The sequence below is a fragment of the Pseudomonas sp. FBCC-B1565 genome (genome assembly GCF_059133265.1).
This window is the reverse complement of the sequence record NZ_CP101438.1, coordinates 4,964,269-4,986,200: the sequence shown is the minus strand read 5'-3', so window position 1 is coordinate 4,986,200 and position 21,932 is coordinate 4,964,269. Positions and strand designations below refer to the sequence as shown.

Below are 21,932 nucleotides of genomic sequence, written 5' to 3'. Positions count from 1 at the left end.
GGCGAAAACGCGTCGAGGCGTTTTTCGGGCGCTGCGGTTAAGGCAGCTCGGCGGGCATAGACCACCGTGGCTGGATGCTAAAGGGCGAAGCTTTCACTAACCTTTCAGTCGGCTTTCAATGTTTTCGGGCTTCACAGGCCGGTCGGCGCCTGTAAACTGCCCGCCAAAGCGTGGCGCCGACCACCCCTGAATGAGGTAGTAATCCATGCGTGTCTTGCTGGTTGAAGACCATCTGCAACTCGCCGAAAGTGTCGCGCAAGCGCTCAAGAGCACGGGTTTGACCGTTGACGTGCTGCACGACGGCGTGGCGGCGGACCTGGCCCTGAGCAGCGAGGAGTACGCGGCGGCGATCCTCGATGTGGGGCTGCCGCGCATGGACGGTTTCGAGGTGCTTGCGCGGTTACGCGCCCGTGGCAAAAACCTGCCGGTGCTGATGTTGACCGCGCGCAGCGATGTGAAAGACCGCGTGCACGGCCTCAACCTGGGGGCGGACGACTACCTCGCCAAACCGTTCGAACTGACGGAGTTGGAGGCGCGGGTCAAGGCGCTGCTGCGCCGCAGCGTGTTGGGTGGTGAGCGTCAGCAGGCCTGCGGCGTGCTGGTGTACGACCTCGATACGCGACGCTTCACGGTCGGGGGAGAGTTGATGACGCTCACCTCCCGCGAGCAAGCCGTGCTTGAGGCGCTGATTGCCCGTCCGGGTCGGGTGATGAGCAAGGAGCAGTTGGCTTCCCAGGTGTTCGGCCTGGACGAAGAGGCCAGCCCCGACGCCATCGAAATCTACGTGCACCGCTTGCGCAAGAAACTCGATGGCCAGCCCATCGCCATCGTCACCTTCCGCGGCCTCGGCTATTTGCTGGAAGCCCGCGATGCATAAGCCCAGCAGCCTACGCTGGCGCCTGTTGTGGAACCTGGCGCTGTTGCTGGTGCTGTTGATGCTGGCCAGTGGCATGAGCGCCTACTGGAACGGTCGCGAGGCCGCTGACACCGCCTACGACCGCACGCTGCTGGCCTCGGCGCGTACCATCGCCGCCGGCTTGACCCAGGTGGACGGCACCCTGAGCGCCAACGTGCCCTACGTGGCCCTGGACACCTTTGCCTACGACAGTGCCGGGCGCATTTACTACCAGGTCAATGACATCGACCAGAAACTGATCTCCGGCTACGAAAACCTTCCCGGCCCACCGCCGGGTACGCCACGCACCGATGACTATCCGGCACTGGCACGCTTTTACGACGCCATCTACCAGGGCCAGCAGGTGCGGGTGGTGAGTCTGCTCAAGGCGGTGTCCGAACCGAACATGAACGGCATGGCCGAAATCCGTGTCGCCGAAACCGATGAAGCACGCGTGAGCATGGCTCGCAGCCTGATGGCCGACACCTTGCTGCGCCTGGGCATGCTCGCCGTGGGCGCGTTGTTGCTGGTGTGGTTCGCCGTGAGCGCGGCGTTGCGCCCACTGGAGCGTTTGCGTACGGCAGTGGAAGAACGCCAGCCTGACGACCTGCGGCCCTTGCCGTTGGTGGAAGTGCAGCATGAGTTCGGCCCATTGGTGCGTTCCCTCAACCATTTCACCGAACGCCTGCGCGGCCAGTTCGAGCGCCAGGCGCAGTTTATTGCCGATGCGGCCCATGAGTTGCGTACGCCACTGGCCGCGCTCAAGGCCCGACTGGAACTGGGCCTGCGCGCCGAGGACCCCGCCACCTGGCGCAGCACCCTCGAAACCGCAGCCCAGGGCACTGACCGCCTGACCCACCTGGCCAATCAACTGTTGTCCCTGGCACGCATCGAAAATGGTGCCCGCGCCATTGCCGAAGGCGGCGCGCAGTTGCTCGACCTCAGCCAGTTGGCCCGTGAGCTGGGCATGGCCATGGCGCCGCTGGCCCACGCACGCGGCGTGGCATTGGCGCTGGAAGCCGACGAGCCGGTGTGGCTGCGCGGGGAGCCAACCCTGTTGAACGAGTTGCTGAGCAACCTGGTGGACAACGCCCTGGCGCACACGCCACCGGGTGGCAATGTGATCCTGCGGGTCACGGCGCCGGCGATACTGGAAGTGGAAGATGATGGGCCGGGCATCCCGCTGGATGAGCGGGACCGGGTGTTCGAGCGTTTCTACCGGCGCAGCCAGCAGGGCATGGGCTCTGGCCTGGGGCTGGCGATCGTCGGCGAAATCTGCCGGGCGCACCTGGCACAGATCAGCCTGCACGATGGCGAGCAGGCCGGGCTGAAAGTGCGGGTGAGTTTTATCGCGGGTTGATCAATAGAACATCGAGCGGGCTTCATCCAGCTCGGCGCGCAAGGCGTCGCTGTAAGGGTCGACCCGCAGTTTCTGCATGGCCGGCAAGCTGGAAACCGGGACGCTGGCCAAGGGGTGATCGGTGCCGCGATGGCAATACAGCACGGCGACCTGCACCAGGTCGATGTAGTCGAGGCGCGCTGAATCGCGTTCCAGATCCAGGTATTGGCCAGGCAGTTTCGCCAGCATTTCCGGAAAGTCCCAGCCGCCCAGCAGTTTGTCGCCCAGCAGTGGGTGGATGCTCTCGATGACGTGGTTGAGGCTGACCGGGTCGGCGAGCAGCTCGTAGTGGTCTTCGGCGTAGGTCAGGATCGGCAGCACACCGATCTGGTGCACCAGGCCGCCGAGGGCCGCCTGGTCCGGCTTGAGTTGTGTGTGGCTGCGGCACAGGGCATAACTCACACCCGCGACCTCCAGGCTGCGGCGCCACACATCACGCATCTTTTGTTCGACCACGTCGGAACGCGCGTGGAAGATCTGCTCCATGACCAGGCCGATCGCCAGGTTGCTGCTGTAGTTGGTGCCCAACCGGGTGATGGCGGTGTGCAGGTCGGTGACTTCCTGGGTCGCACGCAACAACGGGCTGTTGACCACTTTGATCAGGCGCGCCGACAGCGCGGTGTCGCGACCGATCACTTTGCTCAAGTGGCTGATGCTGATCTCCGGGTCTTCTGCGGCCTGACGAATATTCAGGGCCACTTCCGGCAATGTCGGCAGAACCAGGTCATCGTTATCGATGGCCCTCACCAAAGCCTGTTGGACTTTTTCCGCCAGCTTGTTCATTCATGCTCTCTAGGGTGTTGCAAGAAGGTACGGCGATTAACGCTGGATCTCTCGATCGCGGTCGAGGGTGTAAGGCAGGTCGAGCAGTCGCAAGCCTGGACCTTCCAGTGTGCCCAGGTGCACATCGCCACTCTCGGCAGCTTCGGCTTGCAACACGGCCAGAAGTTCAACGCTCTGGTCAGCTTTTGCGGCGATCACCACTTCGCCGATCGAGCTGTTATGGCTGGGAGAAAACAACGGAGTGCCTGGCTCGGGCATTTCCGGCGCATTGAGGCTCAAACGGTACAGGCGACGTTTGAGTTTGCCCAGGTACTGCATGCGCGCGACGATTTCCTGGCCGGTGTAACAGCCTTTCTTGAAGCTCACGCCGCCCACGGCCTGCAGGTTGAGCATCTGCGGGATGAACAGCTCGCGGGTCTGGGGCATGACCTGGCCGATGCCAGCGCGGATTTGACCCAGCAGCCATTCATTCAGGTCGGTTTCTTTGAGATTCGCAGCCAATTGAGGGCGTATAACGTTGGCGTGCTCGGCAGGCACCCAAAGTTCAGCGCGATCAGGGGAGACTCGGATGGCAATCAACGTATCGCTGCGGGCGACGCTGTCGGTCTCTGCCGACAGCTCAAGGCCAAGGCTTATGAGGGCTTGATCCCCATTGACCAGGCCAAAGCGCACCCAGGCGGCGCTTTCATCGGTGAGTTTGGACTTGGAGAACACGGCGTATTTCTTCAGGTCGGCCAGTTGCGGCTCCAGCAGCTCGCTGGCCATGGCCAGCAACACACCGTCACCTTGCAGCAGGATGCGGAAGCTCGACTGCATGCGCCCTTTTTGCGTGCAGCGCGCGCCGAGGCTGGCCTGGGTGTCGCTCAGGTAATTGAGGTTGCAGGTCAGTTGGCCCTGAAGGAATTTGGCAGCGTCGGCGCCGCGGACGGCGAGAACGCCTTCGTGGGAAAGGGGGCAGAAGAAAGCAGAGTCAGCCATGGGTCATCGCAGGTCAAAAAGTCATGGGTGCATCATAGAGGGGCGCCCGGCAAATGGATAGTTTCCGTATGGGGCGACCAAAGCCGACTGTTCCGGTGCCGTCGGGTCTGTATACTTGCCGCCTATTTGAGGAGCGCTCCATGGTCGAAGATGTAGAAATCAATCGCCTCTACTGGCACAGCCGTCGCGGTATGCTGGAGTTGGATGTGTTGCTGGTGCCTTTCACCAAGGAGGTCTACGCGACGCTCAATCAAGTGGATCGCGACCTCTATGTCCGCCTGCTGACGTGCGAAGACCAGGACATGTTCGGCTGGTTCATGGAACGCGCCGAGTCGGAAGACCCGGAGCTGCAGCGCATGGTCCGGATGATCCTGGATCGTGTCCAGCCCAAGTAATAGCTTTGAATGCCGCTGGCAGGCCTCACGGCTGTTGCTGGCGGCCTATCTCCTTGCCCAGCTGTTTGCGCTGGGCGCCTTGATGTTCGTGCAACTTCCTTTTTCGAGCCTTGGCATGCTGGTGTGCCTGGCGCACGCCGCCTGGGTTTTGCCACGCGCTGTCCTGTTGACTCACCGTTCGTCGATTGGTGGCCTGCGCCGCGATGCAGACGGCTGGCAGCTGTGGAGTGCCGCGCGGGGCTGGCACAGCGTGCAGTTGCGTCGCGATAGCCTGGCGTTGCCGTTGATCGTGGTGCTGCGTTATCGGGTGCAGGGCGAACGGCGGGTACGTTCGGTCTGTGTGCCGAGGGATTCGCAGGCCGCCGATGTGCACCGGCGCCTGCGTGTACGCCTGAAGTTCAGCCGCCGTAGGTGGTTGGCACCAGGATAGTGTCGCGGGCCTCGGGCAGCATCTGCGGATAGTCGAGGGTGTAATGCAGGCCTCGGCTCTCCTTGCGCTCCATGGCCGAGCGGATCATCAATTCGGCGACCTGGGCCAGGTTGCGCAGCTCGATGAGGTCGCGGCTGACTTTGTAGTTGCTGTAGAACTCGTCGATCTCGTCCAGCAGCAGCCTTACGCGATGTTGCGCGCGTTGCAGGCGCTTGTTGGTGCGCACGATCCCCACGTAGTCCCACATGAAGCGGCGCAGCTCGTCCCAGTTGTGCGCGATGATCACATCTTCGTCCGAGTCGGTCACCTGGCTGGCGTCCCAGCGGGGCAGGGCGGCTGGCACCGGAATGCGGGGCAATTGTTCGAGTATGTCCGCCGCCGCAGAGCGTGCGTAGACGAAGCATTCGAGCAGCGAGTTGCTGGCCATGCGGTTGGCGCCGTGCAGGCCGGTGAAGCTGGTTTCGCCAATCGCGTACAGACCCGGTACGTCGGTGCGACCGTGCTGGTCGACCATCACGCCGCCGCAGGTGTAGTGCGCAGCCGGCACCACCGGGATCGGGCTCTTGGTGATGTCGATGTTGAACGCCAGGCAGCGCTCATAGACGGTGGGGAAGTGGGTCTTGATGAAGGCTTCGGGTTTGTGGCTGATGTCGAGATACACACAGTCGATACCCAGGCGCTTCATCTCATGGTCGATGGCGCGGGCGACGATATCGCGCGGGGCCAGTTCGGCGCGAGGGTCGAAGCGCTGCATGAAGCGTTCGCCGTTGGGCAGTTTCAGGTGTGCGCCTTCGCCACGCAGGGCTTCGGTGATCAGGAAGCTCTTGGCCTGTGGGTGGTACAGGCAGGTGGGGTGGAACTGGTTGAATTCCAGGTTGGCCACCCGGCAGCCCGAACGCCAGGCCATGGCGATGCCGTCACCGCAGGCGCCGTCGGGGTTACTGGTATAGAGGTAGACCTTGGCCGCGCCGCCAGAGGCGAGGATGGTGAAGCGTGCGCCGTAGGTGTCGACTTCGCCGCTGCCCCGGTTGAGCACGTAGGCGCCGAGGCAGCGCTCGCCGTCCAGGCCCAGGCGTTTTTCGGTGATCAGGTCGACGGCGACGCGTTGCTCCAGCAATTCGATGTTGGGGCGTTGGCGCGCCTGGTCGAGCAATGTCCTGAAAATCGCCGCACCTGTGGCATCGGCGGCATGAATGATGCGACGGTGACTGTGGCCGCCCTCGCGGGTCAGGTGGAACTCGAAACCACCGTCGTCGCTGCCTGCGTGCTCATCGCGGGTAAAGGGGACGCCCTGGTCTATCAGCCATTGGATGGCCTCGCGGCTGTGCTCGACAGTGAAGCGCACCGCTTCTTCATTGCACAGGCCGCCGCCGGCGTTGAGGGTGTCTTCGACATGGGATTGCACCGTGTCGGTGTCGTCCAGCACGGCGGCGACACCGCCCTGGGCCCAGAATGTCGAGCCGTTGGCCAGGTCGCCTTTGCTCAGTACCGCAATGCGCAGGTGGCTGGGGAGGGTCAGCGCTAGGCTCAAACCGGCCGCGCCGCTGCCGATCACCAAGACATCGTGTTGAAACTGTTGGCTCATTGGAAGGATTCCGCAAAAAGCGATCCGAAGAGGTGGCGCAAACAGGACGCCTGGATCGGCGAATCAAAGGGGCACACGGGCTACTAGTATATAGAGGGGTGGAGCGGCACAATAGCCGGGCATTCGTGGCAATGTGAGATTACGGTGCACGGCTCGGGTAGAATCAGCTGGTTATTGAAGCGGGAACTTTTTGCATAGGCCCCGACTCAATAGCAGGTTGCCCGAAAGCTGGGAAAACGTTGAGTTTATTGGCCCGTCGGGAGCATTGGACGCGTCAGAAAACCGACGACAAGATTATTCGCGCAGTCGGCGTTGCCCGTGCTGCGTTTTTCGTGTGTGCCAAATCAGTGCGTGCCGGAAACTTGCTTGAAGGGGGAGAACTTTTGCGAAAAGACCGAGTCTATGTTTGCAAGCCTGATCGTTTAGTTATGCAAGCCTCCTTCAAGTACTACGAGGAGTGTTCATGCTAACCCAGGAAGAGGATCAGCAGCTGGTCGAGCGCGTCCAACGCGGCGACAAGCGAGCTTTTGATCTGCTAGTGCTGAAATACCAGCACAAAATTCTCGGGTTGATCGTGCGGTTTGTGCACGACACCCATGAAGCGCAGGACGTTGCACAGGAAGCCTTTATCAAGGCTTACCGTGCACTTGGTAACTTTCGCGGTGATAGTGCGTTTTACACGTGGCTATACCGAATCGCCATCAACACGGCGAAGAACTATCTGGTGTCTCGCGGACGCCGCCCGCCAGATAGCGATGTAAGTTCAGAAGATGCGGAATTTTACGATGGTGATCACGGCCTCAAGGATCTCGAGTCGCCGGAGCGTGCATTGCTGCGCGACGAGATCGAAGGCACCGTTCATCGCACAATTCAGCAACTGCCAGAAGATTTGCGTACGGCGTTAACTTTACGTGAATTCGATGGTCTGAGTTACGAAGACATTGCGAGCGTCATGCAGTGTCCGGTGGGGACTGTAAGGTCACGGATTTTCCGGGCCCGGGAAGCCATCGATAAAGCCTTGCAACCGTTGTTGCAAGAGAACTAAAGACAGCGGCGACAGCCAAGAGAGGAACCGCCATGAGTCGTGATGCCCTGCAGGAATCGCTGTCCGCAGTGATGGATAACGAAGCGGATGAACTGGAACTTCGTCGAGTGCTCAACGCATTTGATGATGCCGAAACCCGTGATACCTGGTCTCGTTACCAAGTCGCTCGGGCGGTGATGCACAAGGATCTTCTAATCCCTCGTCTGGATATTGCTGCGGCCGTTTCTGCTGCGCTGGCTGATGAAGCCGTTCCGGCAAAAGCTGCTCGTGGTCCATGGCGTAGCCTGGGTCGCTTGGCAGTTGCTGCCTCGGTAACTGTTGCCGTGCTTGCTGGTGTTCGCCTGTACAACCAGGATGAAATCGCCGGTGCCGAACTGGCCCAACAGACTCAGCAACCGGTCATGGCCGGTCCGCAAGTCAAAGGCCCAGCGGTATTGGCCGGCTACAAGGAAAGCTCTGACACCACCGGCCCGATGGCCAACGGTGTACTGCAAGGGCAATCCGGCTGGCAAGACCAGCGTCTTCCAGGCTACCTGCGCCAGCACGCACAGGAATCGGCTCTGAAGGGCACTGAAAGCGCTCTGCCTTATGCTCGTGCAGCAAGCCTGGAAAACCGCTAATCCGTAAGGAGCTCTATGCGAGCCATACCGCTCCTTACGCTTTTGCTCAGTGGTTGGTTTGCACTCCCCGCCCACGCCGATGAAGCCCAAGACTGGCTGACTCGACTTGGGCGTGCAGAGCAACAGCAAAGCTTTCAAGGTACGTTCGTTTATGAACGTAACGGCAGTTTTTCCACCCATGACATCTGGCATCGTGTCCAGGACGGTCAGGTCCGTGAGCGGCTCTTGCAGCTCGATGGTTCTGCCCAGGAAGTCGTGCGGTTGGATGGCCGGACACAATGCGTCAGCGGCACCCTCGTCGCAGGCATTGGCAATTCCCGTGATGCACCGTCACGTGCGCTCGATCCGCAAAAACTCAATCAATTCTACGAACTGGCCGTCATTGGCAAATCGCGCGTGGCCGGTCGAAATGCGGTCATCGTATCGATCACACCGCGTGACCAGTACCGTTATGGTTTTGAACTGCACCTGGATAGAGAGACCGCGCTGCCGCTCAAGTCCCTGCTGCTGAATGATCAAGGGCAATTGCTGGAGCGCTTCCAGTTCACGCGATTGAATACTTCGGTCGTGCCTGATGACCGGGATCTGCAACCCAGCAGCGACTGTACACCTATCGCCGTCGCAAATAGCAAGGCGCCAGAGGTGCAATCTACCGAGACTTGGCATATGGAATGGTTGCCGCCGGGTTTTCAGCTGACCAACACCAGTGCCCGCAAAGACACTCAGACCAAAGCGACCGTCGACAGCCTGATGTATGAAGACGGGTTGGCGCGGTTCTCGGTATTCCTGGAGCCGATCAGCGATGCAAGCGTCACGGAGACCCGCACTCAGCTGGGCCCTACAGTGGCGGTATCGCGTCGGCTGAACACGGTGGACGGTGAAATGATGGTGACGGTGGTAGGTGAAATACCCATCGGCACCGCAGAGCGTATCGCGCTATCGGTGCGTGGTGAAAAAAAACCAGCCGTCCAGCCGTGAGTCTTTAATCCTATGTTCATCCTGACGTTTCACTGTACTTCCATGCCAGGTTGGCTGCCGAGAGCATGAAATGTCTGGATCAGCATTTTCACTTGCAAAAATCCCTCATGTTTTTTATAGGTCAGGGCTTGTCGGCTCTGGCCTTGTTTTGTTCGCGGAACAAAGATGTCGGTCGCAGTTTCCGGCGTTTCTTGAACCCTGTCGCTCAACCCTGCTCGTCGTAACGGGAGCTGTATGTCGATACCACGTTTGAAGTCTTACCTATCCATAGTCGCCACGGTGTTGGTGCTGGGTCAGGCCTTGCCTGCGCAAGCAGTCGAGCTGCCTGACTTCACCCAATTGGTCGAGCAAGCCTCACCTGCCGTGGTGAACATCAGTACCACGCAAAAACTGCCGGATCGCAAAGTCTCCAACCAGCAGATGCCGGACCTGGAAGGCCTGCCGCCGATGCTGCGCGAGTTCTTCGAGCGCGGCATGCCGCAACAGCGCGCACCCCGTGGTGGTGGTGGTGGTGGTGGTGGTGGTCAGCGCGAGGCCCAGTCCCTGGGCTCGGGTTTCATTATTTCGCCGGACGGCTACATCCTTACCAACAACCACGTGATTGCCGACGCTGACGAGATTCTCGTGCGCCTGGCCGATCGCAGTGAGCTGAAAGCCAAGCTCGTCGGTACCGACCCACGTTCCGACGTGGCCTTGCTGAAGATCGACGGCAAGGACTTGCCTGTGCTCAAGCTGGGCAAATCCCAGGACCTGAAAGCCGGCCAGTGGGTGGTCGCCATCGGTTCGCCGTTTGGTTTTGACCATACCGTGACCCAAGGCATCGTCAGCGCCATCGGCCGCAGCCTGCCGAACGAAAACTACGTACCGTTCATCCAGACCGACGTGCCGATCAACCCGGGTAACTCCGGTGGTCCGCTGTTCAACCTGGCGGGCGAAGTGGTCGGCATCAACTCGCAGATCTACACCCGTTCCGGTGGCTTCATGGGGGTGTCGTTCGCGATCCCGATCGACGTGGCCATGGACGTCTCCAACCAGCTGAAAAGCGGTGGCAAGGTCAGCCGTGGTTGGTTGGGCGTGGTAATTCAGGAAGTGAACAAAGATTTGGCTGAATCCTTCGGTCTCGACAAGCCGGCCGGCGCGCTGGTCGCACAGATCCAGGACGACGGCCCGGCTGCCAAAGGCGGCCTGCAAGTTGGCGACGTGATCCTGAGCATGAACGGCCAGCCGATCGTCATGTCGGCCGATCTGCCGCACCTGGTAGGTGCGCTCAAGGCCGGTAGCAAAGCCAAGCTGGAAGTGATCCGCGAAGGCAAGCGCCAGACCGTTGAGCTGACCGTGGGTGCTATCCCTGAAGAAGGCGCAACCCTGGATGCCCTTGGCAGCACCAAGCCGGGCGCCGAGCGCAGCAGCAATCGCCTGGGCATTGCCGTGGCCGAGCTGACCGCTGAGCAGAAAAAGAGCTTCGATCTCAAGAGCGGCGTCGTGATCAAGGAAGTGCAGGACGGTCCTGCTTCCCTTATCGGCCTGCAGCCGGGTGACGTCATCACCCACCTGAACAATCAGGCGATCGAGACCACCAAGCAGTTCACTGACATCGCCAAGGCGTTGCCGAAGAACCGCTCGGTCTCGATGCGTGTGTTGCGTCAGGGCCGCGCCAGCTTCATTACCTTCAAACTGGCTGAGTAAGTCGGTAATAACAAAAAGCCCAGCCTTCGTTTAACGAGGGCGGGGCTTTTTTGTGCCTGATCGGTTTAGCTCATCATCCCTTTGACCAGGCGTTCCTGTTCGATCAACTCACGCTGGCGTGCATCGATGCGCGACGACAGCGGGAAATTGCTGCCGGCGCGACGCTTGGCAAAATCCAACTGCTGGATAGCCTGCTGGAAATCACCCACCAGCGCAAAGTACTCGGCGCGAGCCTGATGCAGCCCGATGATGTTGCCCGACAAGCCGCGGGTCTCAGCGACCTGGTACCACACGTCCGGGTCATCCGGGCGAGACTTGAGCAAACCGTCCAGCGCCTTTTCCGCATCGGCGGTACGGTTCTGCTTGAGCAGCAGGTCCACGCGCACCTGATTCAACGGATAGTTACCCGGATACTGGGTGAGCATCCGATCCGTACGTTGCTGGGCATCCGGCAGGCGGCTGTTGTCGATGTCCAACTGAATTTGCGCCAGGTTGTAGGTGATGTCGTTGGGCGCTTTGGCCAGCAGCGGCGCAAGGTTTTCCCGAGCCTGCTTGAACTGGGAGCCTTTGATCTGGGCGATCGCCAGGCCATAGCGCGCCACATCGTTCTTCGGGTTTTCGTCGAGCTGCGCCTGGAAACGCTTGGCGGCAAGGCCTGGCGTGTCCTCGTATTGCAACTGTACCCGTGCACGAATCAGTTGATAGCGCAGGCTGTCTTCCTTGCCGCCAGGCTTGGACTGTTCGGCGCGGTTGCGGGTATCGGCGATCCGCGATTCGGTGACCGGGTGCGTCAACAGGAACTCCGGCGGTTTGGCGTCGAAGCGGTATTGGCGCATCAGGCGTTCGAACATGGTCGGCATCGAGCGCGGGTCATAACCGGCCTTTTCCAGGTTGAGGATGCCGATACGGTCAGCCTCTTGTTCGTTCTGGCGAGAGAACCGACGTTGTTCCTGGATCGCCGCAGCCTGGGTGCCGGCAATCGCGGCAATACCTGCATCGCCTGCACCCGCCGCAGCAGCAATGATGCCGCCGAGCAGGGCGGCCATCATCGGAATCTGCATGCGCTGTTGCGCTTCAACGCCACGGGCGAAGTGGCGTTGGGACAAATGCGCCAGTTCGTGAGCCAGTACCGAGGCATATTCCCCTTCGGTCTGGGCGTTGAGGAACAGGCCGCCGTTGACCCCGACGATGCCACCCGGTGCGGCAAAGGCGTTCAGTTGCGGGCTGTTGATCAGAATGAATTCCAGCCGCCGGTCATTGACCTGGCTGGTCTCCACCAGCTTGTACACGCTGGTTTCGACGTAGTCCTTGAGCTGCGGGTCGTTGAGTTGCGAGACCTGGCCCCGCAGATAGGCCAGCCAGGCGCGGCCCAACTGGTATTCCTGTTGCGGCGAGACAATGGCAGAACTGGCGTCGCCAAGTGACGGCAGGTCGTCAGCGAAGCCTGGGGAGGCCAGCAGGCAAGCCAGCGTCAGCAGGGTGGGGCGCAAAAAAGTCATGCACAGAGCCTTTCGACAAAGAGCTTACTGTAGCCGGACACTGAGCTTCGGACCAGATATTCTAAGCACTCCCAACGCTTGCCCGGAGTAAACCATGACCAACGCTGTAGCCTTTGATGCCGAACTCGATGCCAGCGGCCTCAATTGCCCGCTGCCCTTGCTCAAGGCCAAGCTGGAACTCAATCGTCTGGCCAGTGGCGCAGTGCTCAAGGTGATCGCCACGGACGCTGGCTCCCAGCGTGATTTCCGTACGTTTGCCAAGTTGGCCGGCCACACGCTGTTGCACGAAGAAGACGCCGCCGGTGTTTACCGTTACTGGTTGCGCAAGGCCTGAACCGTTTGCCCCATCACCCGAGGTTGATTGATGTTCAAAGTGTTACGAGACTGGATCCAGCGCTACTTCTCCGATGAAGAAGCCGTGGTGCTGGCGGTCCTGCTGTTTCTGGCCTTTACGGCCGTACTGACCTTGGGCGGCATGCTGGCGCCGGTATTGGCGGGGATGGTGCTGGCTTACCTGATGCAGGGCCTGGTCACTACGCTGGAGCGCCTGCGCCTGCCGGGTGGTGCGGCGGTAGGGCTTGTGTTCGCCTTGTTCATGAGCTTGTTGGTGCTGTTTATCGTGGTGGTATTGCCGCTGCTATGGCATCAGTTGATCACCCTGTTCAATGAACTGCCCGGCATGCTCGCCAAGTGGCAGTCGCTGTTGCTGTTGTTGCCGGAGCGCTACCCGCATTTGGTGTCGGACGAACAGGTGCTGCAAGCCATCGAAGTGGCGCGCGGAGAGATCGGAAAATTCGGGCAATGGGCGCTGACCTTTTCCCTGTCCAGCCTGCCGCTGCTGGTCAACATCATGATCTACCTGGTGCTGGTGCCGATCCTGGTGTTCTTCTTCCTCAAGGACCGCGCCATGATCGGTCGCTGGGTGCGAGGCTACCTCCCTCGTGAGCGCGCGTTGATTACCCGGGTGGCGGAGGAAATGAACCGGCAGATCGCCAACTACATTCGCGGCAAGGTCATCGAGATCATTATCTGCGGTGGCGTGACCTACATCGCCTTCATCGCCCTGGACTTGAACTACGCGGCCTTGTTGGCCTTGCTGGTGGGGATTTCGGTGGTGGTGCCCTACGTCGGCGCCGTGGTGGTGACCGTACCTGTGACCTTGATCGCCTTGTTCCAGTGGGGCTGGAGCGACCAGTTCATCTACCTGATGGCGGTTTACGGGATCATCCAGACCCTGGATGGCAACGTGCTGGTGCCGCTGTTGTTCTCGGAGGCCGTCAACCTGCACCCGGTCGCGATCATCTGCGCTGTGCTGTTGTTCGGTGGGTTATGGGGATTCTGGGGCGTGTTCTTTGCGATCCCACTGGCGACGTTGTTCAAGGCGGTGCTGGATGCGTGGCCGCGCCAGGAGCCGGTGGTTGCGCCGATGTTGTAACAATTGGGGCGAACAGGGGTGTTCGCCCCAAGGCTTCAAGCCTTGTTTAAAGCCTGCGCCGCCGCCAGCACGGCATCCACATGCCCTGGCACTTTCACGCCACGCCATTCCTGGCGCAGCACACCATCCTTGTCGATCAGGAAGGTGCTGCGATCCACACCCAGGTATTCCTTGCCGTACAGCTTCTTCAACTTGATCACATCAAACAGCTGGCAAACCGCTTCATCCTTGTCACTGATCAGCTCGAAGGGGAACGCCTGCTTGCCCTTGAAGTTCTCGTGGGATTTCACGCTGTCACGCGATACGCCAAACACCTCGGTGTTGGCCGCCTTGAACGCTGCGTACTGGTCACGAAAGCCCTGGCCTTCAGTGGTGCAGCCCGGCGTGCTGTCCTTCGGGTAGAAGTAGATCACCACTTGCCTGCCCTTTAGGGCGGCGAGGCTGAAGGTCTGGCCGCTGGTGGCCTGGGCTTCGAAATCGGCTACGGGTTTGTCGATGACTACCGCCATGAAAACTTCCTTACATTGGGTTCTGTGGGCGCCATGGCTCGATCAAGGCGTCGAGGTTCAGGGCATCGGCGAAATCCAGGAACTGGTCGCGCAACCAGCTGATCTGCACGCCAGCCGGCAACGTTACGGTAAACGTAGCGTTAAGCATGGTGCCGCCGGTTTGCGGGGCCTGGTAGGTGTCGCAGGTCAGGTTTTCCAGCTCGACGTTGTGGTCGATGAAGAACTGGCACAGCTCGTTGACGATGTCCGAGCGATAGGCGGAGCTGACGTAAGCCACATACGGCAGGGCCTGGGGGCGATTCTCCAGGGCAGCGCTGCGCACCACGTTGACGGTGAAGTCATGCTTCTTGGCCAGGCCCGGCAGGCCGGTTTCCAGGCGCGCCAGGGCATCCCAGGTGCCGGAGATCTGCAGGACCAGCGCGCTGCACTCGCCGTGGCGGGTCAGGCGGGAGGTCACGACGGCGCAGCGGTTTTCATGGCTGGCGCGGCACAGGACGTTGGTCAGCTCCATGGGGTTGGCGCCGAGGGCACTGATAACAAGGAATTGTTCGCGAACTGTGGGGGTGGACATGCAGCCTTCCTAAAACGATGAGCGGTCGATACCGTGTGGGCTGTATCGATCAAAGGATGAAGGGTAGCGAAAACCGTCGCCAAGGGATAGGAGGGGGCGTTTTCATTGCGTGACCGGTCTGATTTCATCGTGCTTCAGGGCGTGCTTCTGCCCAATGATGGCATTGCCTGTCGTTTAGTTGCGCCAGAACGCATCCTCAGGCGGTACTTCGCTTGTGCAAGCATCTTGGCGCCAGTACCATTACGGCTCTCTTTTTCCGGCAGGAGCGGTTGCATGATTGCGGGCAGTATGGTGGCACTGGTCACACCCATGGATGCACAAGGTCATCTCGACTGGGACAGCCTGGGCAAACTGGTGGACTTCCACCTGCAAGAAGGCACCAACGCCATCGTGGCGGTCGGCACCACCGGTGAATCGGCCACCCTCGATGTGGAAGAACACATCCAGGTCATCGAGTTCGTGGTCAAGCGTGTTGCGGGCCGTATTGCCGTGATCGCCGGTACGGGCGCCAACTCGACGCGTGAAGCCATCGAGTTGACCAAAAACGCCAAGAAGGCCGGCGCCGACGCCTGCCTGCTGGTGACCCCGTACTACAACAAGCCGACCCAGGAAGGCCTGTACCAGCATTTCCGCGCCATTGCCGAAGCGGTCGACATCCCGCAGATCCTCTATAACGTACCGGGTCGCACCGCGTGCGACATGAAGGCCGAGACCGTGATCCGCCTGTCCACCGTACCGAACATCATCGGTATCAAGGAAGCCACCGGCGACCTGCAGCGCGCCAAGGACATACTGGCCGGCGTGAGCAGCGATTTCCTGGTGTATTCCGGTGACGACGCCACCGCTGTCGAGCTGATCCTGCTGGGCGGCAAGGGCAACATCTCCGTGACCGCCAACGTGGCCCCGCGTGCCATGAGCGAAATGTGCGCCGCCGCCATCGCCGGCGACGCCGTGACCGCCCGCGCGATCCACGAGAAGCTGATGCCGCTCAACAAGACGCTGTTTATCGAATCCAACCCTATTCCCGTGAAGTGGGCGCTGACTGAAATGGGCATGATGCCGGACGGTATCCGTCTGCCGCTCACCCGTCTCAGCGAAGCCTGTCACGAACCGCTGCGACAGGCCCTGCGCCAGTCCGGCGTCCTGGTTTAATTGAGGAAGCACTACGCATGAAGCGATTGGCCGGACTTTCCGCACTTGCCTTGATTATCTCCAGCACCAGTGGCTGCGGTTGGATCTGGGGCCCGGAAGGCTACTTCCGTGACCGCGGCAGCGATTACCTGGAAGCACAACCTACCAAACCGATGGAATTGCCGCCGGGCGTCAACGTCGCCAAGCGCCTTGACCCGTTGCTGCCGATCCCGCGCAACGTCGCCGACGACACCACTAAAGGTGAATACGTGGTGCCACGTCCACAGCCGATCTCGGCCGTGGCGGATGCCAGCGACTACAGCCTGCAGAAAAGCGGCGACTCCCGCTGGATCGTGGCCCAGCGTCCACCTGCCGAAGTCTGGCCAGTGGCCGTGCAGTTCTTCCAGGACAACGGTTTCCGTATCGACGAGCAGCGTCCGCAGACCGGTGAATTCACCACGGCATGGCAGCAGGGCAGCGAACTGTCCGCCACCATGGCCAAGCGCCTGCAGGCCGGTGGTGTAGCCGCCGACAGCGAAGCTCGTGTGCGTGTGCGCATCGAGCCAGGCGTGCAGCGTAATACCAGTGAAGTCTACGTGGTCAGCGCCGAGCGCCCGGCCGGCAGCACCGCCAACGTTGACTTCACCAACCGCTCGGTCAACACCGGTGTCGACTCGGCGCTGGTCGACGAGATGCTGGCCAGCATGAGCCGTATCTCCGAGAAGGGTGGGTCGGTTTCCCTGCTCGCCGCCCGTGATTACGACACCCCGAGCCGCGTCAGCCTCACTGAGGACGGCAGCGGCAACGTGGTGCTGAACCTGGGTGAAGACCTCGATCGTGCCTGGGCCAGTGTTGGTCGCGCCTTGGAGCAGGGCCCTTGGCGCGTTGAAGACATCAACCGCAGCCTGGGCCTGTACTACATCAACGTGGCGGAAAAGGCCGAGCGTAAAGACGACGAGCCTGGTTTCTTCGGCAAACTGTTCGGCAGCAAGCCGACCAAGGAAGAGATCGAGACCCGCGCCGAGCGTTACCAGGTTCGTTTGAGCAAGGTGGGCGACAGTGTGCAGGTCACCGTCGAGAAGAACATCAATACCGTTGCGCCAGCTGAAACAGCGCGCAAAGTGTTGGGCGTGATTCAGGACAACCTGGGCTGATCCGATGCGTTTTGCCGTTCTCGGCAGCGGTAGCCAAGGGAACGGCACGCTGGTCGCACATGACGACACGTATGTGCTGGTGGATTGTGGTTTCTCGTTAAAAGAAACCGAGCGGCGCCTGCTGCGCCTGGGGGTTCACCCCGCGCAGCTGAGCGCGATTCTGGTGACCCACGAACATGCCGACCACGTGCATGGCGTGGGTTTGCTGTCTCGGCGCTACAATCTCCCTGTGTACCTCAGTCGCGGCACCTTGCGCGGGATGCGCAAACCCATTGAACCCGCGGGTTTCCTGGCCGGTGGCGAGCAGTTGCAAATCGGTGCCTTGAGCATCGATGTGATTGCCGTTGCGCATGACGCCCAGGAGCCGACGCAGTATGTCTTCAGTGACGGTGAGCGGCGCTTTGGTGTGCTGACCGACCTGGGCTCCTACTGCACCAAGGTGCTGGACGGTTACCGGAACCTCGATGCCTTGATGATCGAGTCAAACCACTGCCGAGACCTGCTGGCTCGTGGTCATTACCCCTACTTCCTCAAGCAGCGGGTGGGCGGCGAACTGGGACATTTGAACAACCACCAGGCGGCGTACCTGGTGTATGAGTTGGGCTGGCAAGACTTGCAACACCTGGTCCTGGCCCACCTGAGCAGCAAGAACAACCTGCCGCAGCTGGCCCGGCAATGTTTTGTCGACATCCTCGGGTGCGACCCGGACTGGCTGCAACTGGCCGATCAAGATTCAGGGCTCGACTGGCGACACATCGCCTAGCCCACCATTTAGCAAGCGGAGCCCATCATGGAAAAACGTGAAGAACTCTACCGCGGCAAAGCCAAGTCGGTGTACAAGACCGATGACGCCAACCGCCTGATCCTGCTGTTTCGCAACGACACCTCGGCGTTCGATGGCAAGCGCATCGAACAACTTGATCGCAAAGGCATGGTGAACAACAAGTTCAACGCCTTCATCATGCAGAAGCTCGAAGCGGCCGGCATCCCGACCCAATTCGACAAACTGCTCGGCGACAACGAGTGCCTGGTCAAGAAGCTCGACATGATCCCGGTTGAATGCGTCGTGCGTAACTACGCCGCCGGCAGCCTGGTCAAGCGCCTGGGCGTGGAAGAGGGTCTCAAGCTCAACCCGTACACCTTCGAACTGTTCCTGAAGGACGACGCCAAGGGCGACCCGTTCATCAACGAATCCCACGTCGTGGCATTCGGCTGGGGCACCGCTGAGCAACTGGCGCGCATGAAGGAGCTGTCCCTCAAGGTCAACGACGTGCTGAGCAAGCTGTTCGACGACGCAGGCCTGCTGCTGGTGGACTTCAAGCTCGAGTTCGGTGTGTTCCACGACGGCTCCATCGTCCTGGGCGACGAATTCAGCCCGGACGGCTGCCGCCTGTGGGACAAGGACACCAAGAAGAAGATGGACAAAGACCGCTTCCGCCAGGGCCTCGGTGACGTCATCGAAGCCTACGAAGAAGTCGCCAATCGTCTCGGCGTACCGCTTTAATCGACGCAAGCATCTGATAGCACGGAAAAAAATCGCTTCGGCGCTTTGCATCCACGAATCATGCTGTTATGATGCGCGCCGTTGGAGAGATGCCAGAGTGGCCGAATGGGACGGATTCGAAATCCGTTGTACCTTCACCGGTACCTAGGGTTCGAATCCCTATCTCTCCGCCATTACATAGAAAAAGCCCCGTAGCCGAATAAGCTACGGGGTTTTTTCGTTTTGGAATGTAATCGTTCCTTCTCTGTGGCCAGCAAGCCTTCAAGCTTGACCCTACTTCTTACCCTTGGGCTTTGACGGCGGCTTTTTATCCGTCTCCTTCACCGTCTCCCTAGGCCTCTTCTTTGCCTCAGCCTCTGTCACGTACTCCCCTGTGACCGCGTCACGATATCTAGCTGGCATATAACCTCCTTGGCAGTCTGTCGCCACGGCAGCGACTTTTTCAGGCTAGCCCAGGGGCTTGGGGGCACAAGATTCATTGTGCGAATTCTCATTACCAGGCTTTTCCATCGCTGTGACGGGCGTTGCGACACTTTGTGTCTAGTCCTGAAATAGGTTTACACCTGTTTCACCCCAACGCCCGATGCACTGCATCGGGCGTTTTGTATTTTAAGGACAAGTGCGGGCGCTCCTGGTTGTAGATCAAGATCGCCTCCCGCACCATTTGCTCCGCTTGAACCAAGTCTGTCGGCCGGTGAAGCAAGAGTTCCGCCTTCAAGATTCCGTTGACCCGTTCTGCCAAGGCGTTTTGGTAGCAATCGTAGCCATCAGTCATCGAGCATGTGATGCCATGCTTGGCATGGATTTTTTGATAGAGCACTGAGCAGTACTGCACGCCGCGATCCGAGTGATGAACCAGTTTCTGGCCCGTTCGACGTGCCTTCAACGCCATGCGTAAGGCTTGGGCTACCGAATCGGCATGTAGACTGCCATGCACGTGATAACCAACTATTTTCCTCGAGAAGGCATCCGTCACCAAACTTAGGTAGGCCGGTTCATCGCGCCCTGTAGATAGGTAGGTGATATCCGCCACCCAGACCTGTTCCGGGCCAGTAGCTACGACTTGTTGCGGGCCAGGCTTTAGCAAATTGGGATGGCAGCGAAAGCGATGATGGCTATCGGTCGTCTTGTGATAGGCCCGTCTCCTGCGCACCAACTGCCGGTGCTCTCGTAAAACCCCAAACAAACGATCTCGTCCGACATGCAATTCTGGCTTGTCATGCTTCGCTTGCATCATCGAGTGCAATTTGCGGGTGCCAATGCACGGTTGGCGCACACGAACTTCCTGCACAAACTGGAGAAGTTTCTGATCTTGATCGGCTCGGGCACGATGGACCCGGTCACGCTTGTAATAGGCTTGGCGACTGATCCTCATAAACTGGCAAGCCCTGCTGACACTCAGGGTCTGGGTTTGCGCAACGACTTGCCGGACCGCTTTTTTACAACGGATACACCGTAATCGTTCTTCAGAACATCGACCACGTCTTCAAAGAATTTGGCCTTCTGGTTGGCCAGTGCCAGTTGTTCCTCGAGCTCTTTGATTCTTTGCTCGGGAGTCAACGGCAAGGTAGGTTTGTCCATCGGTCGGCTCCTCTGGGTCCGAATGGAGGCGCCTTGGCTCCAGTCCTGCCGACCATGCTTGCGTAACCACACCAACACCGTCGAACGACCCTGAATCCCATAACGCCGTTGAGCTTCTTTATAACTCAACTCGCCTTTTTCGACTTGGTCGACAACCGACAATTTAAAAGTCAGCGTGTAATCTCGTTGACTGCGTTTTGCGCCCGTATTCATTGCACCTTCCCGATAAGACGTCAGAAGGTGTAAACCTTATTTAGGACGAGACATTGAAAATAAAAAAGCCTGCTGGGCTTAAGGCTCAGCAGGCTTTTTGGGTGGGCACTCTTCGCTCAGGCGGGTTGGGCCGCCAGGCTATTGCTTACATTCCGCCCCAGCACCAGCACAGTCATAAAACCGACGCCGACCAACGCCGTGGCCAGGCTCAACAACACCGAGCTGCCCATCTGGTCGACGATTCGCCCGCCAAAGAACGAACCCAGGGCAATGATCACCTGGAACAGGGCGACAAACAGCGGCATGCCGCGTTCGACATCCTTGGGCGCCACGACAAACATCCAGATACTGGCGCAGGCCGGGAAGGCACCGAAGGCAAAGCCCCAGAGTGCGATCAGCATCGCTGCGCCGGTCAAGCCAGTGGCGAAGTAGGGGAACAGTGCAGTGCTGGTGCCGATCATCAGTGCGACCAGCAGCAGCGTGTAGCGCACGCTGCGGTTGGCGGCGAAGCCGGCAAAGATGTTACCCGCAACCCCTGCCACGCCAAACATCAGCAGCAGCGAACCGATGGTCGGGCCGTCGAAGCCGGAGCTGTTCTTGAAGAACGGCGCAACATAGGTGTACGCAGCAAAGTGCGCCAGGCCGATCAGCAATACCGCGATCAACCCGACCCGAGCCCGTGGGTTGATGAACAAGGCGGGCAGGTCGCGCACCAGAATGGCTTTCTCCGGATCCAGCCGAGGCAACAAGAGGACCTGCGCCAACAGCACCGGTATGCCCACCAGCGCGGTCACCAGGAACGTCATGCGCCAGCCCATCAAGCCACTGAGCCAAGTGCCGACCGGCACGCCCAGAACGGTGGCCAGGGTCACGCCCATCATGATGATCGACGTGGCCTTGGCGACGTCCACACCCTTGGGCGCCAGGCGGCCGCTGAGGGCGATGGCCGTCGCCCAGAAACCACCGATACTGATGCCCAGCAAGACGCGGCCGAACAGCAGCAGGCTGAAGTCACTGGCGAACGCCACGACCATGTTGGCAATGATCATGATCAGCGTCAGGCCGATCAGCAGGTAGCGGCGGTCCATGGCGCCAATGATCACCGACAGCAACGGGGCGGCGAGGGCGGCCATGATGCCGGGCAGGGTCACCATCAGGCCGGCGTGGCCGGCACTGATGCCGAGGTCGGCGGCGACGTCGTTGAGCACGCCCACTGGGAGAAATTCACTGGTCACCAGGGCGAAGGCACCGACGGCGACCGAGAGAATCGCCAGCCACTGCTGTTTGACGCTCTGTTGATTATGTTCGGGAAGGCCGCTGGGGGCCTGGCTGGCACTTGGCATGGCGTTGGGTTCCAGGGTGAATGTCGCCTGAAGTCAGGCGCGGGGGAGGGAAATTGGAGGCGATTATAGGAACCGGTACTGAAAATCGGGCAGGCGCTCGTTTCGATAGTAATCATCAGTGCTATCGATGCGACGCTCTAGCCCGCACGACATGGCCAGTACACCTCTCGCACATACGTCCAAGGTAATGCCTACAGG

General features: G+C 60.2%; 22 protein-coding genes, 1 tRNA gene and 1 pseudogene. 15 read left to right on the top strand and 9 right to left on the bottom strand.

Annotated features, from left to right (window positions below; genetic code table 11):
• The first annotated feature begins 205 nt into the window (after positions 1-205).
• The gene (locus tag NL123_RS23110; protein ID WP_010212220.1) at positions 206-877 is read left to right on the top strand and encodes a response regulator; all 672 of its coding nucleotides are present in this window, start codon (positions 206-208) and stop codon (positions 875-877) included.
• Complete coding sequence (locus NL123_RS23105; protein ID WP_464708161.1) at positions 870-2,255, top strand: sensor histidine kinase; 1,386 nt, start codon at positions 870-872, stop codon at positions 2,253-2,255. The genes NL123_RS23110 and NL123_RS23105 overlap by 8 nt, the downstream gene beginning before the upstream one ends.
• On the opposite strand, the gene NL123_RS23100 is transcribed toward NL123_RS23105, so the two are convergent.
• Entirely contained in the window at positions 2,256-3,077 is an 822-nt protein-coding gene (locus tag NL123_RS23100; RefSeq protein WP_494356429.1) for an HDOD domain-containing protein, read from the bottom strand.
• 36 nt (positions 3,078-3,113) lie between these two features.
• A complete protein-coding gene (ygfZ, locus tag NL123_RS23095) occupies positions 3,114-4,055 on the bottom strand; it encodes a CAF17-like 4Fe-4S cluster assembly/insertion protein YgfZ (protein WP_248486814.1) in 942 nt (313 codons plus the stop codon).
• A 140-nt stretch (positions 4,056-4,195) separates the two neighbouring features.
• Between ygfZ and NL123_RS23090 the strand changes: the two genes are divergently transcribed.
• Both NL123_RS23090 and NL123_RS23085 read left to right on the top strand, forming a co-directional pair.
• Entirely contained in the window at positions 4,196-4,450 is a 255-nt protein-coding gene (locus tag NL123_RS23090; protein WP_014717362.1) for an FAD assembly factor SdhE, read from the top strand.
• On the top strand, positions 4,434-4,880 hold the full coding sequence (locus tag NL123_RS23085; protein WP_248486815.1) for a protein YgfX: 447 nt from the start codon (positions 4,434-4,436) through the stop codon (positions 4,878-4,880). The genes NL123_RS23090 and NL123_RS23085 overlap by 17 nt, the downstream gene beginning before the upstream one ends.
• Here NL123_RS23085 and nadB read toward each other — a convergent pair.
• Entirely contained in the window at positions 4,849-6,465 is a 1,617-nt protein-coding gene (gene nadB, locus NL123_RS23080; protein WP_248486816.1) for an L-aspartate oxidase, read from the bottom strand. The genes NL123_RS23085 and nadB overlap by 32 nt on opposite strands.
• Positions 6,466-6,928: 463 nt before the next feature.
• Here nadB and rpoE point away from each other — a divergent pair, with 463 nt between their 5' ends.
• Genes rpoE through NL123_RS23065 form a run of 3 tightly spaced genes read left to right on the top strand, consistent with a single transcriptional unit; the run spans position 6,929 to position 9,108 of the window.
• Positions 6,929-7,510: an RNA polymerase sigma factor RpoE/AlgU gene (gene rpoE / locus NL123_RS23075; RefSeq protein WP_003172477.1), complete on the top strand. Its 582-nt coding sequence runs from the start codon at positions 6,929-6,931 to the stop codon at positions 7,508-7,510.
• A gap of 32 nt (positions 7,511-7,542) precedes the next feature.
• A complete protein-coding gene (locus tag NL123_RS23070) occupies positions 7,543-8,130 on the top strand; it encodes a sigma-E factor negative regulatory protein (protein WP_003172479.1) in 588 nt (195 codons plus the stop codon).
• A gap of 15 nt (positions 8,131-8,145) precedes the next feature.
• A complete protein-coding gene (locus NL123_RS23065) occupies positions 8,146-9,108 on the top strand; it encodes a MucB/RseB C-terminal domain-containing protein (protein WP_494356428.1) in 963 nt (320 codons plus the stop codon).
• A gap of 29 nt (positions 9,109-9,137) precedes the next feature.
• Here the strand turns inward: NL123_RS23065 and NL123_RS23060 are convergent, their stop codons facing one another.
• On the bottom strand, positions 9,138-9,317 hold the full coding sequence (locus NL123_RS23060; RefSeq protein WP_248486818.1) for a hypothetical protein: 180 nt from the start codon (positions 9,315-9,317) through the stop codon (positions 9,138-9,140).
• A gap of 25 nt (positions 9,318-9,342) precedes the next feature.
• On the opposite strand from NL123_RS23060, the gene NL123_RS23055 reads away from it, so the two are divergent.
• Positions 9,343-10,794, top strand: a complete 1,452-nt coding sequence (locus NL123_RS23055; protein WP_494356427.1) for a DegQ family serine endoprotease — start codon at positions 9,343-9,345, stop codon at positions 10,792-10,794.
• Positions 10,795-10,859: 65 nt separating this feature from the next.
• On the opposite strand, the gene NL123_RS23050 is transcribed toward NL123_RS23055, so the two are convergent.
• The gene (locus NL123_RS23050) at positions 10,860-12,293 is read right to left on the bottom strand and encodes a M48 family metalloprotease (protein ID WP_071488938.1); all 1,434 of its coding nucleotides are present in this window, start codon (positions 12,291-12,293) and stop codon (positions 10,860-10,862) included.
• Positions 12,294-12,387: 94 nt separating this feature from the next.
• Here NL123_RS23050 and NL123_RS23045 point away from each other — a divergent pair, with 94 nt between their 5' ends.
• Positions 12,388-12,627 carry a sulfurtransferase TusA family protein gene (locus NL123_RS23045; RefSeq protein ID WP_017137333.1) on the top strand — a complete coding sequence of 80 codons (240 nt, stop codon included), beginning with the start codon at positions 12,388-12,390 and terminating at the stop codon, positions 12,625-12,627.
• 30 nt (positions 12,628-12,657) lie between these two features.
• Positions 12,658-13,728 carry an AI-2E family transporter gene (locus NL123_RS23040; RefSeq protein ID WP_071496795.1) on the top strand — a complete coding sequence of 357 codons (1,071 nt, stop codon included), beginning with the start codon at positions 12,658-12,660 and terminating at the stop codon, positions 13,726-13,728.
• A 35-nt stretch (positions 13,729-13,763) separates the two neighbouring features.
• On the opposite strand, the gene NL123_RS23035 is transcribed toward NL123_RS23040, so the two are convergent.
• Together NL123_RS23035 and NL123_RS23030 are read right to left on the bottom strand one after the other, a co-directional pair.
• Positions 13,764-14,237, bottom strand: coding sequence for a peroxiredoxin (locus NL123_RS23035; protein ID WP_248486821.1), 474 nt, complete (start codon positions 14,235-14,237; stop codon positions 13,764-13,766).
• A 10-nt stretch (positions 14,238-14,247) separates the two neighbouring features.
• Entirely contained in the window at positions 14,248-14,808 is a 561-nt protein-coding gene (locus NL123_RS23030; protein ID WP_003172487.1) for a glycine cleavage system transcriptional repressor, read from the bottom strand.
• A gap of 273 nt (positions 14,809-15,081) precedes the next feature.
• On the opposite strand from NL123_RS23030, the gene dapA reads away from it, so the two are divergent.
• The 5 genes from dapA to NL123_RS23005 all read left to right on the top strand — a co-directional run bounded on the left by dapA (position 15,082) and on the right by NL123_RS23005 (position 18,770).
• Entirely contained in the window at positions 15,082-15,960 is an 879-nt protein-coding gene (gene dapA / locus NL123_RS23025) for a 4-hydroxy-tetrahydrodipicolinate synthase (protein WP_016975174.1), read from the top strand.
• 17 nt (positions 15,961-15,977) lie between these two features.
• Positions 15,978-17,093 carry an NlpB/DapX family lipoprotein gene (bamC, locus tag NL123_RS23020; RefSeq protein WP_071496792.1) on the top strand — a complete coding sequence of 372 codons (1,116 nt, stop codon included), beginning with the start codon at positions 15,978-15,980 and terminating at the stop codon, positions 17,091-17,093.
• Between the two features lie 4 nt (positions 17,094-17,097).
• Positions 17,098-17,856: an MBL fold metallo-hydrolase gene (locus NL123_RS23015; RefSeq protein WP_494356426.1), complete on the top strand. Its 759-nt coding sequence runs from the start codon at positions 17,098-17,100 to the stop codon at positions 17,854-17,856.
• Positions 17,857-17,883: 27 nt separating this feature from the next.
• Positions 17,884-18,597, top strand: coding sequence for a phosphoribosylaminoimidazolesuccinocarboxamide synthase (gene purC / locus NL123_RS23010; protein ID WP_010212191.1), 714 nt, complete (start codon positions 17,884-17,886; stop codon positions 18,595-18,597).
• Positions 18,598-18,680: 83 nt separating this feature from the next.
• A tRNA-Ser gene (locus tag NL123_RS23005) sits at positions 18,681-18,770 on the top strand.
• Between the two features lie 367 nt (positions 18,771-19,137).
• On the opposite strand, the pseudogene NL123_RS23000 reads toward NL123_RS23005, so the two are convergent.
• Positions 19,138-20,391, bottom strand: a pseudogene (locus tag NL123_RS23000) (IS3 family transposase).
• Between the two features lie 116 nt (positions 20,392-20,507).
• Positions 20,508-21,734: an MFS transporter gene (locus NL123_RS22995; RefSeq protein WP_494356425.1), complete on the bottom strand. Its 1,227-nt coding sequence runs from the start codon at positions 21,732-21,734 to the stop codon at positions 20,508-20,510.
• Positions 21,735-21,932 lie beyond the last annotated feature (198 nt).

What these genes read in the sequence shown, in the direction of transcription:
- NL123_RS22995 (WP_494356425.1), bottom strand. Translation starts at nt 21,734, where the DNA reads ATGCCAAGTGCCAGCCAGGCCCCCAGCGGCCTTCCCGAACATAATCAA.
- nadB (WP_248486816.1), bottom strand. Translation starts at nt 6,465, where the DNA reads ATGAGCCAACAGTTTCAACACGATGTCTTGGTGATCGGCAGCGGCGCG.
- NL123_RS23110 (WP_010212220.1), top strand. Translation starts at nt 206, where the DNA reads ATGCGTGTCTTGCTGGTTGAAGACCATCTGCAACTCGCCGAAAGTGTC.
- dapA (WP_016975174.1), top strand. Translation starts at nt 15,082, where the DNA reads ATGATTGCGGGCAGTATGGTGGCACTGGTCACACCCATGGATGCACAA.
- NL123_RS23055 (WP_494356427.1), top strand. Translation starts at nt 9,343, where the DNA reads ATGTCGATACCACGTTTGAAGTCTTACCTATCCATAGTCGCCACGGTG.
- NL123_RS23030 (WP_003172487.1), bottom strand. Translation starts at nt 14,808, where the DNA reads ATGTCCACCCCCACAGTTCGCGAACAATTCCTTGTTATCAGTGCCCTC.
- NL123_RS23070 (WP_003172479.1), top strand. Translation starts at nt 7,543, where the DNA reads ATGAGTCGTGATGCCCTGCAGGAATCGCTGTCCGCAGTGATGGATAAC.
- purC (WP_010212191.1), top strand. Translation starts at nt 17,884, where the DNA reads ATGGAAAAACGTGAAGAACTCTACCGCGGCAAAGCCAAGTCGGTGTAC.
- NL123_RS23100 (WP_494356429.1), bottom strand. Translation starts at nt 3,077, where the DNA reads ATGAACAAGCTGGCGGAAAAAGTCCAACAGGCTTTGGTGAGGGCCATC.
- NL123_RS23065 (WP_494356428.1), top strand. Translation starts at nt 8,146, where the DNA reads ATGCGAGCCATACCGCTCCTTACGCTTTTGCTCAGTGGTTGGTTTGCA.
- bamC (WP_071496792.1), top strand. Translation starts at nt 15,978, where the DNA reads ATGAAGCGATTGGCCGGACTTTCCGCACTTGCCTTGATTATCTCCAGC.
- ygfZ (WP_248486814.1), bottom strand. Translation starts at nt 4,055, where the DNA reads ATGGCTGACTCTGCTTTCTTCTGCCCCCTTTCCCACGAAGGCGTTCTC.
- NL123_RS23015 (WP_494356426.1), top strand. Translation starts at nt 17,098, where the DNA reads ATGCGTTTTGCCGTTCTCGGCAGCGGTAGCCAAGGGAACGGCACGCTG.
- NL123_RS23045 (WP_017137333.1), top strand. Translation starts at nt 12,388, where the DNA reads ATGACCAACGCTGTAGCCTTTGATGCCGAACTCGATGCCAGCGGCCTC.
- rpoE (WP_003172477.1), top strand. Translation starts at nt 6,929, where the DNA reads ATGCTAACCCAGGAAGAGGATCAGCAGCTGGTCGAGCGCGTCCAACGC.
- NL123_RS23105 (WP_464708161.1), top strand. Translation starts at nt 870, where the DNA reads ATGCATAAGCCCAGCAGCCTACGCTGGCGCCTGTTGTGGAACCTGGCG.
- NL123_RS23090 (WP_014717362.1), top strand. Translation starts at nt 4,196, where the DNA reads ATGGTCGAAGATGTAGAAATCAATCGCCTCTACTGGCACAGCCGTCGC.
- NL123_RS23035 (WP_248486821.1), bottom strand. Translation starts at nt 14,237, where the DNA reads ATGGCGGTAGTCATCGACAAACCCGTAGCCGATTTCGAAGCCCAGGCC.
- NL123_RS23050 (WP_071488938.1), bottom strand. Translation starts at nt 12,293, where the DNA reads ATGACTTTTTTGCGCCCCACCCTGCTGACGCTGGCTTGCCTGCTGGCC.
- NL123_RS23040 (WP_071496795.1), top strand. Translation starts at nt 12,658, where the DNA reads ATGTTCAAAGTGTTACGAGACTGGATCCAGCGCTACTTCTCCGATGAA.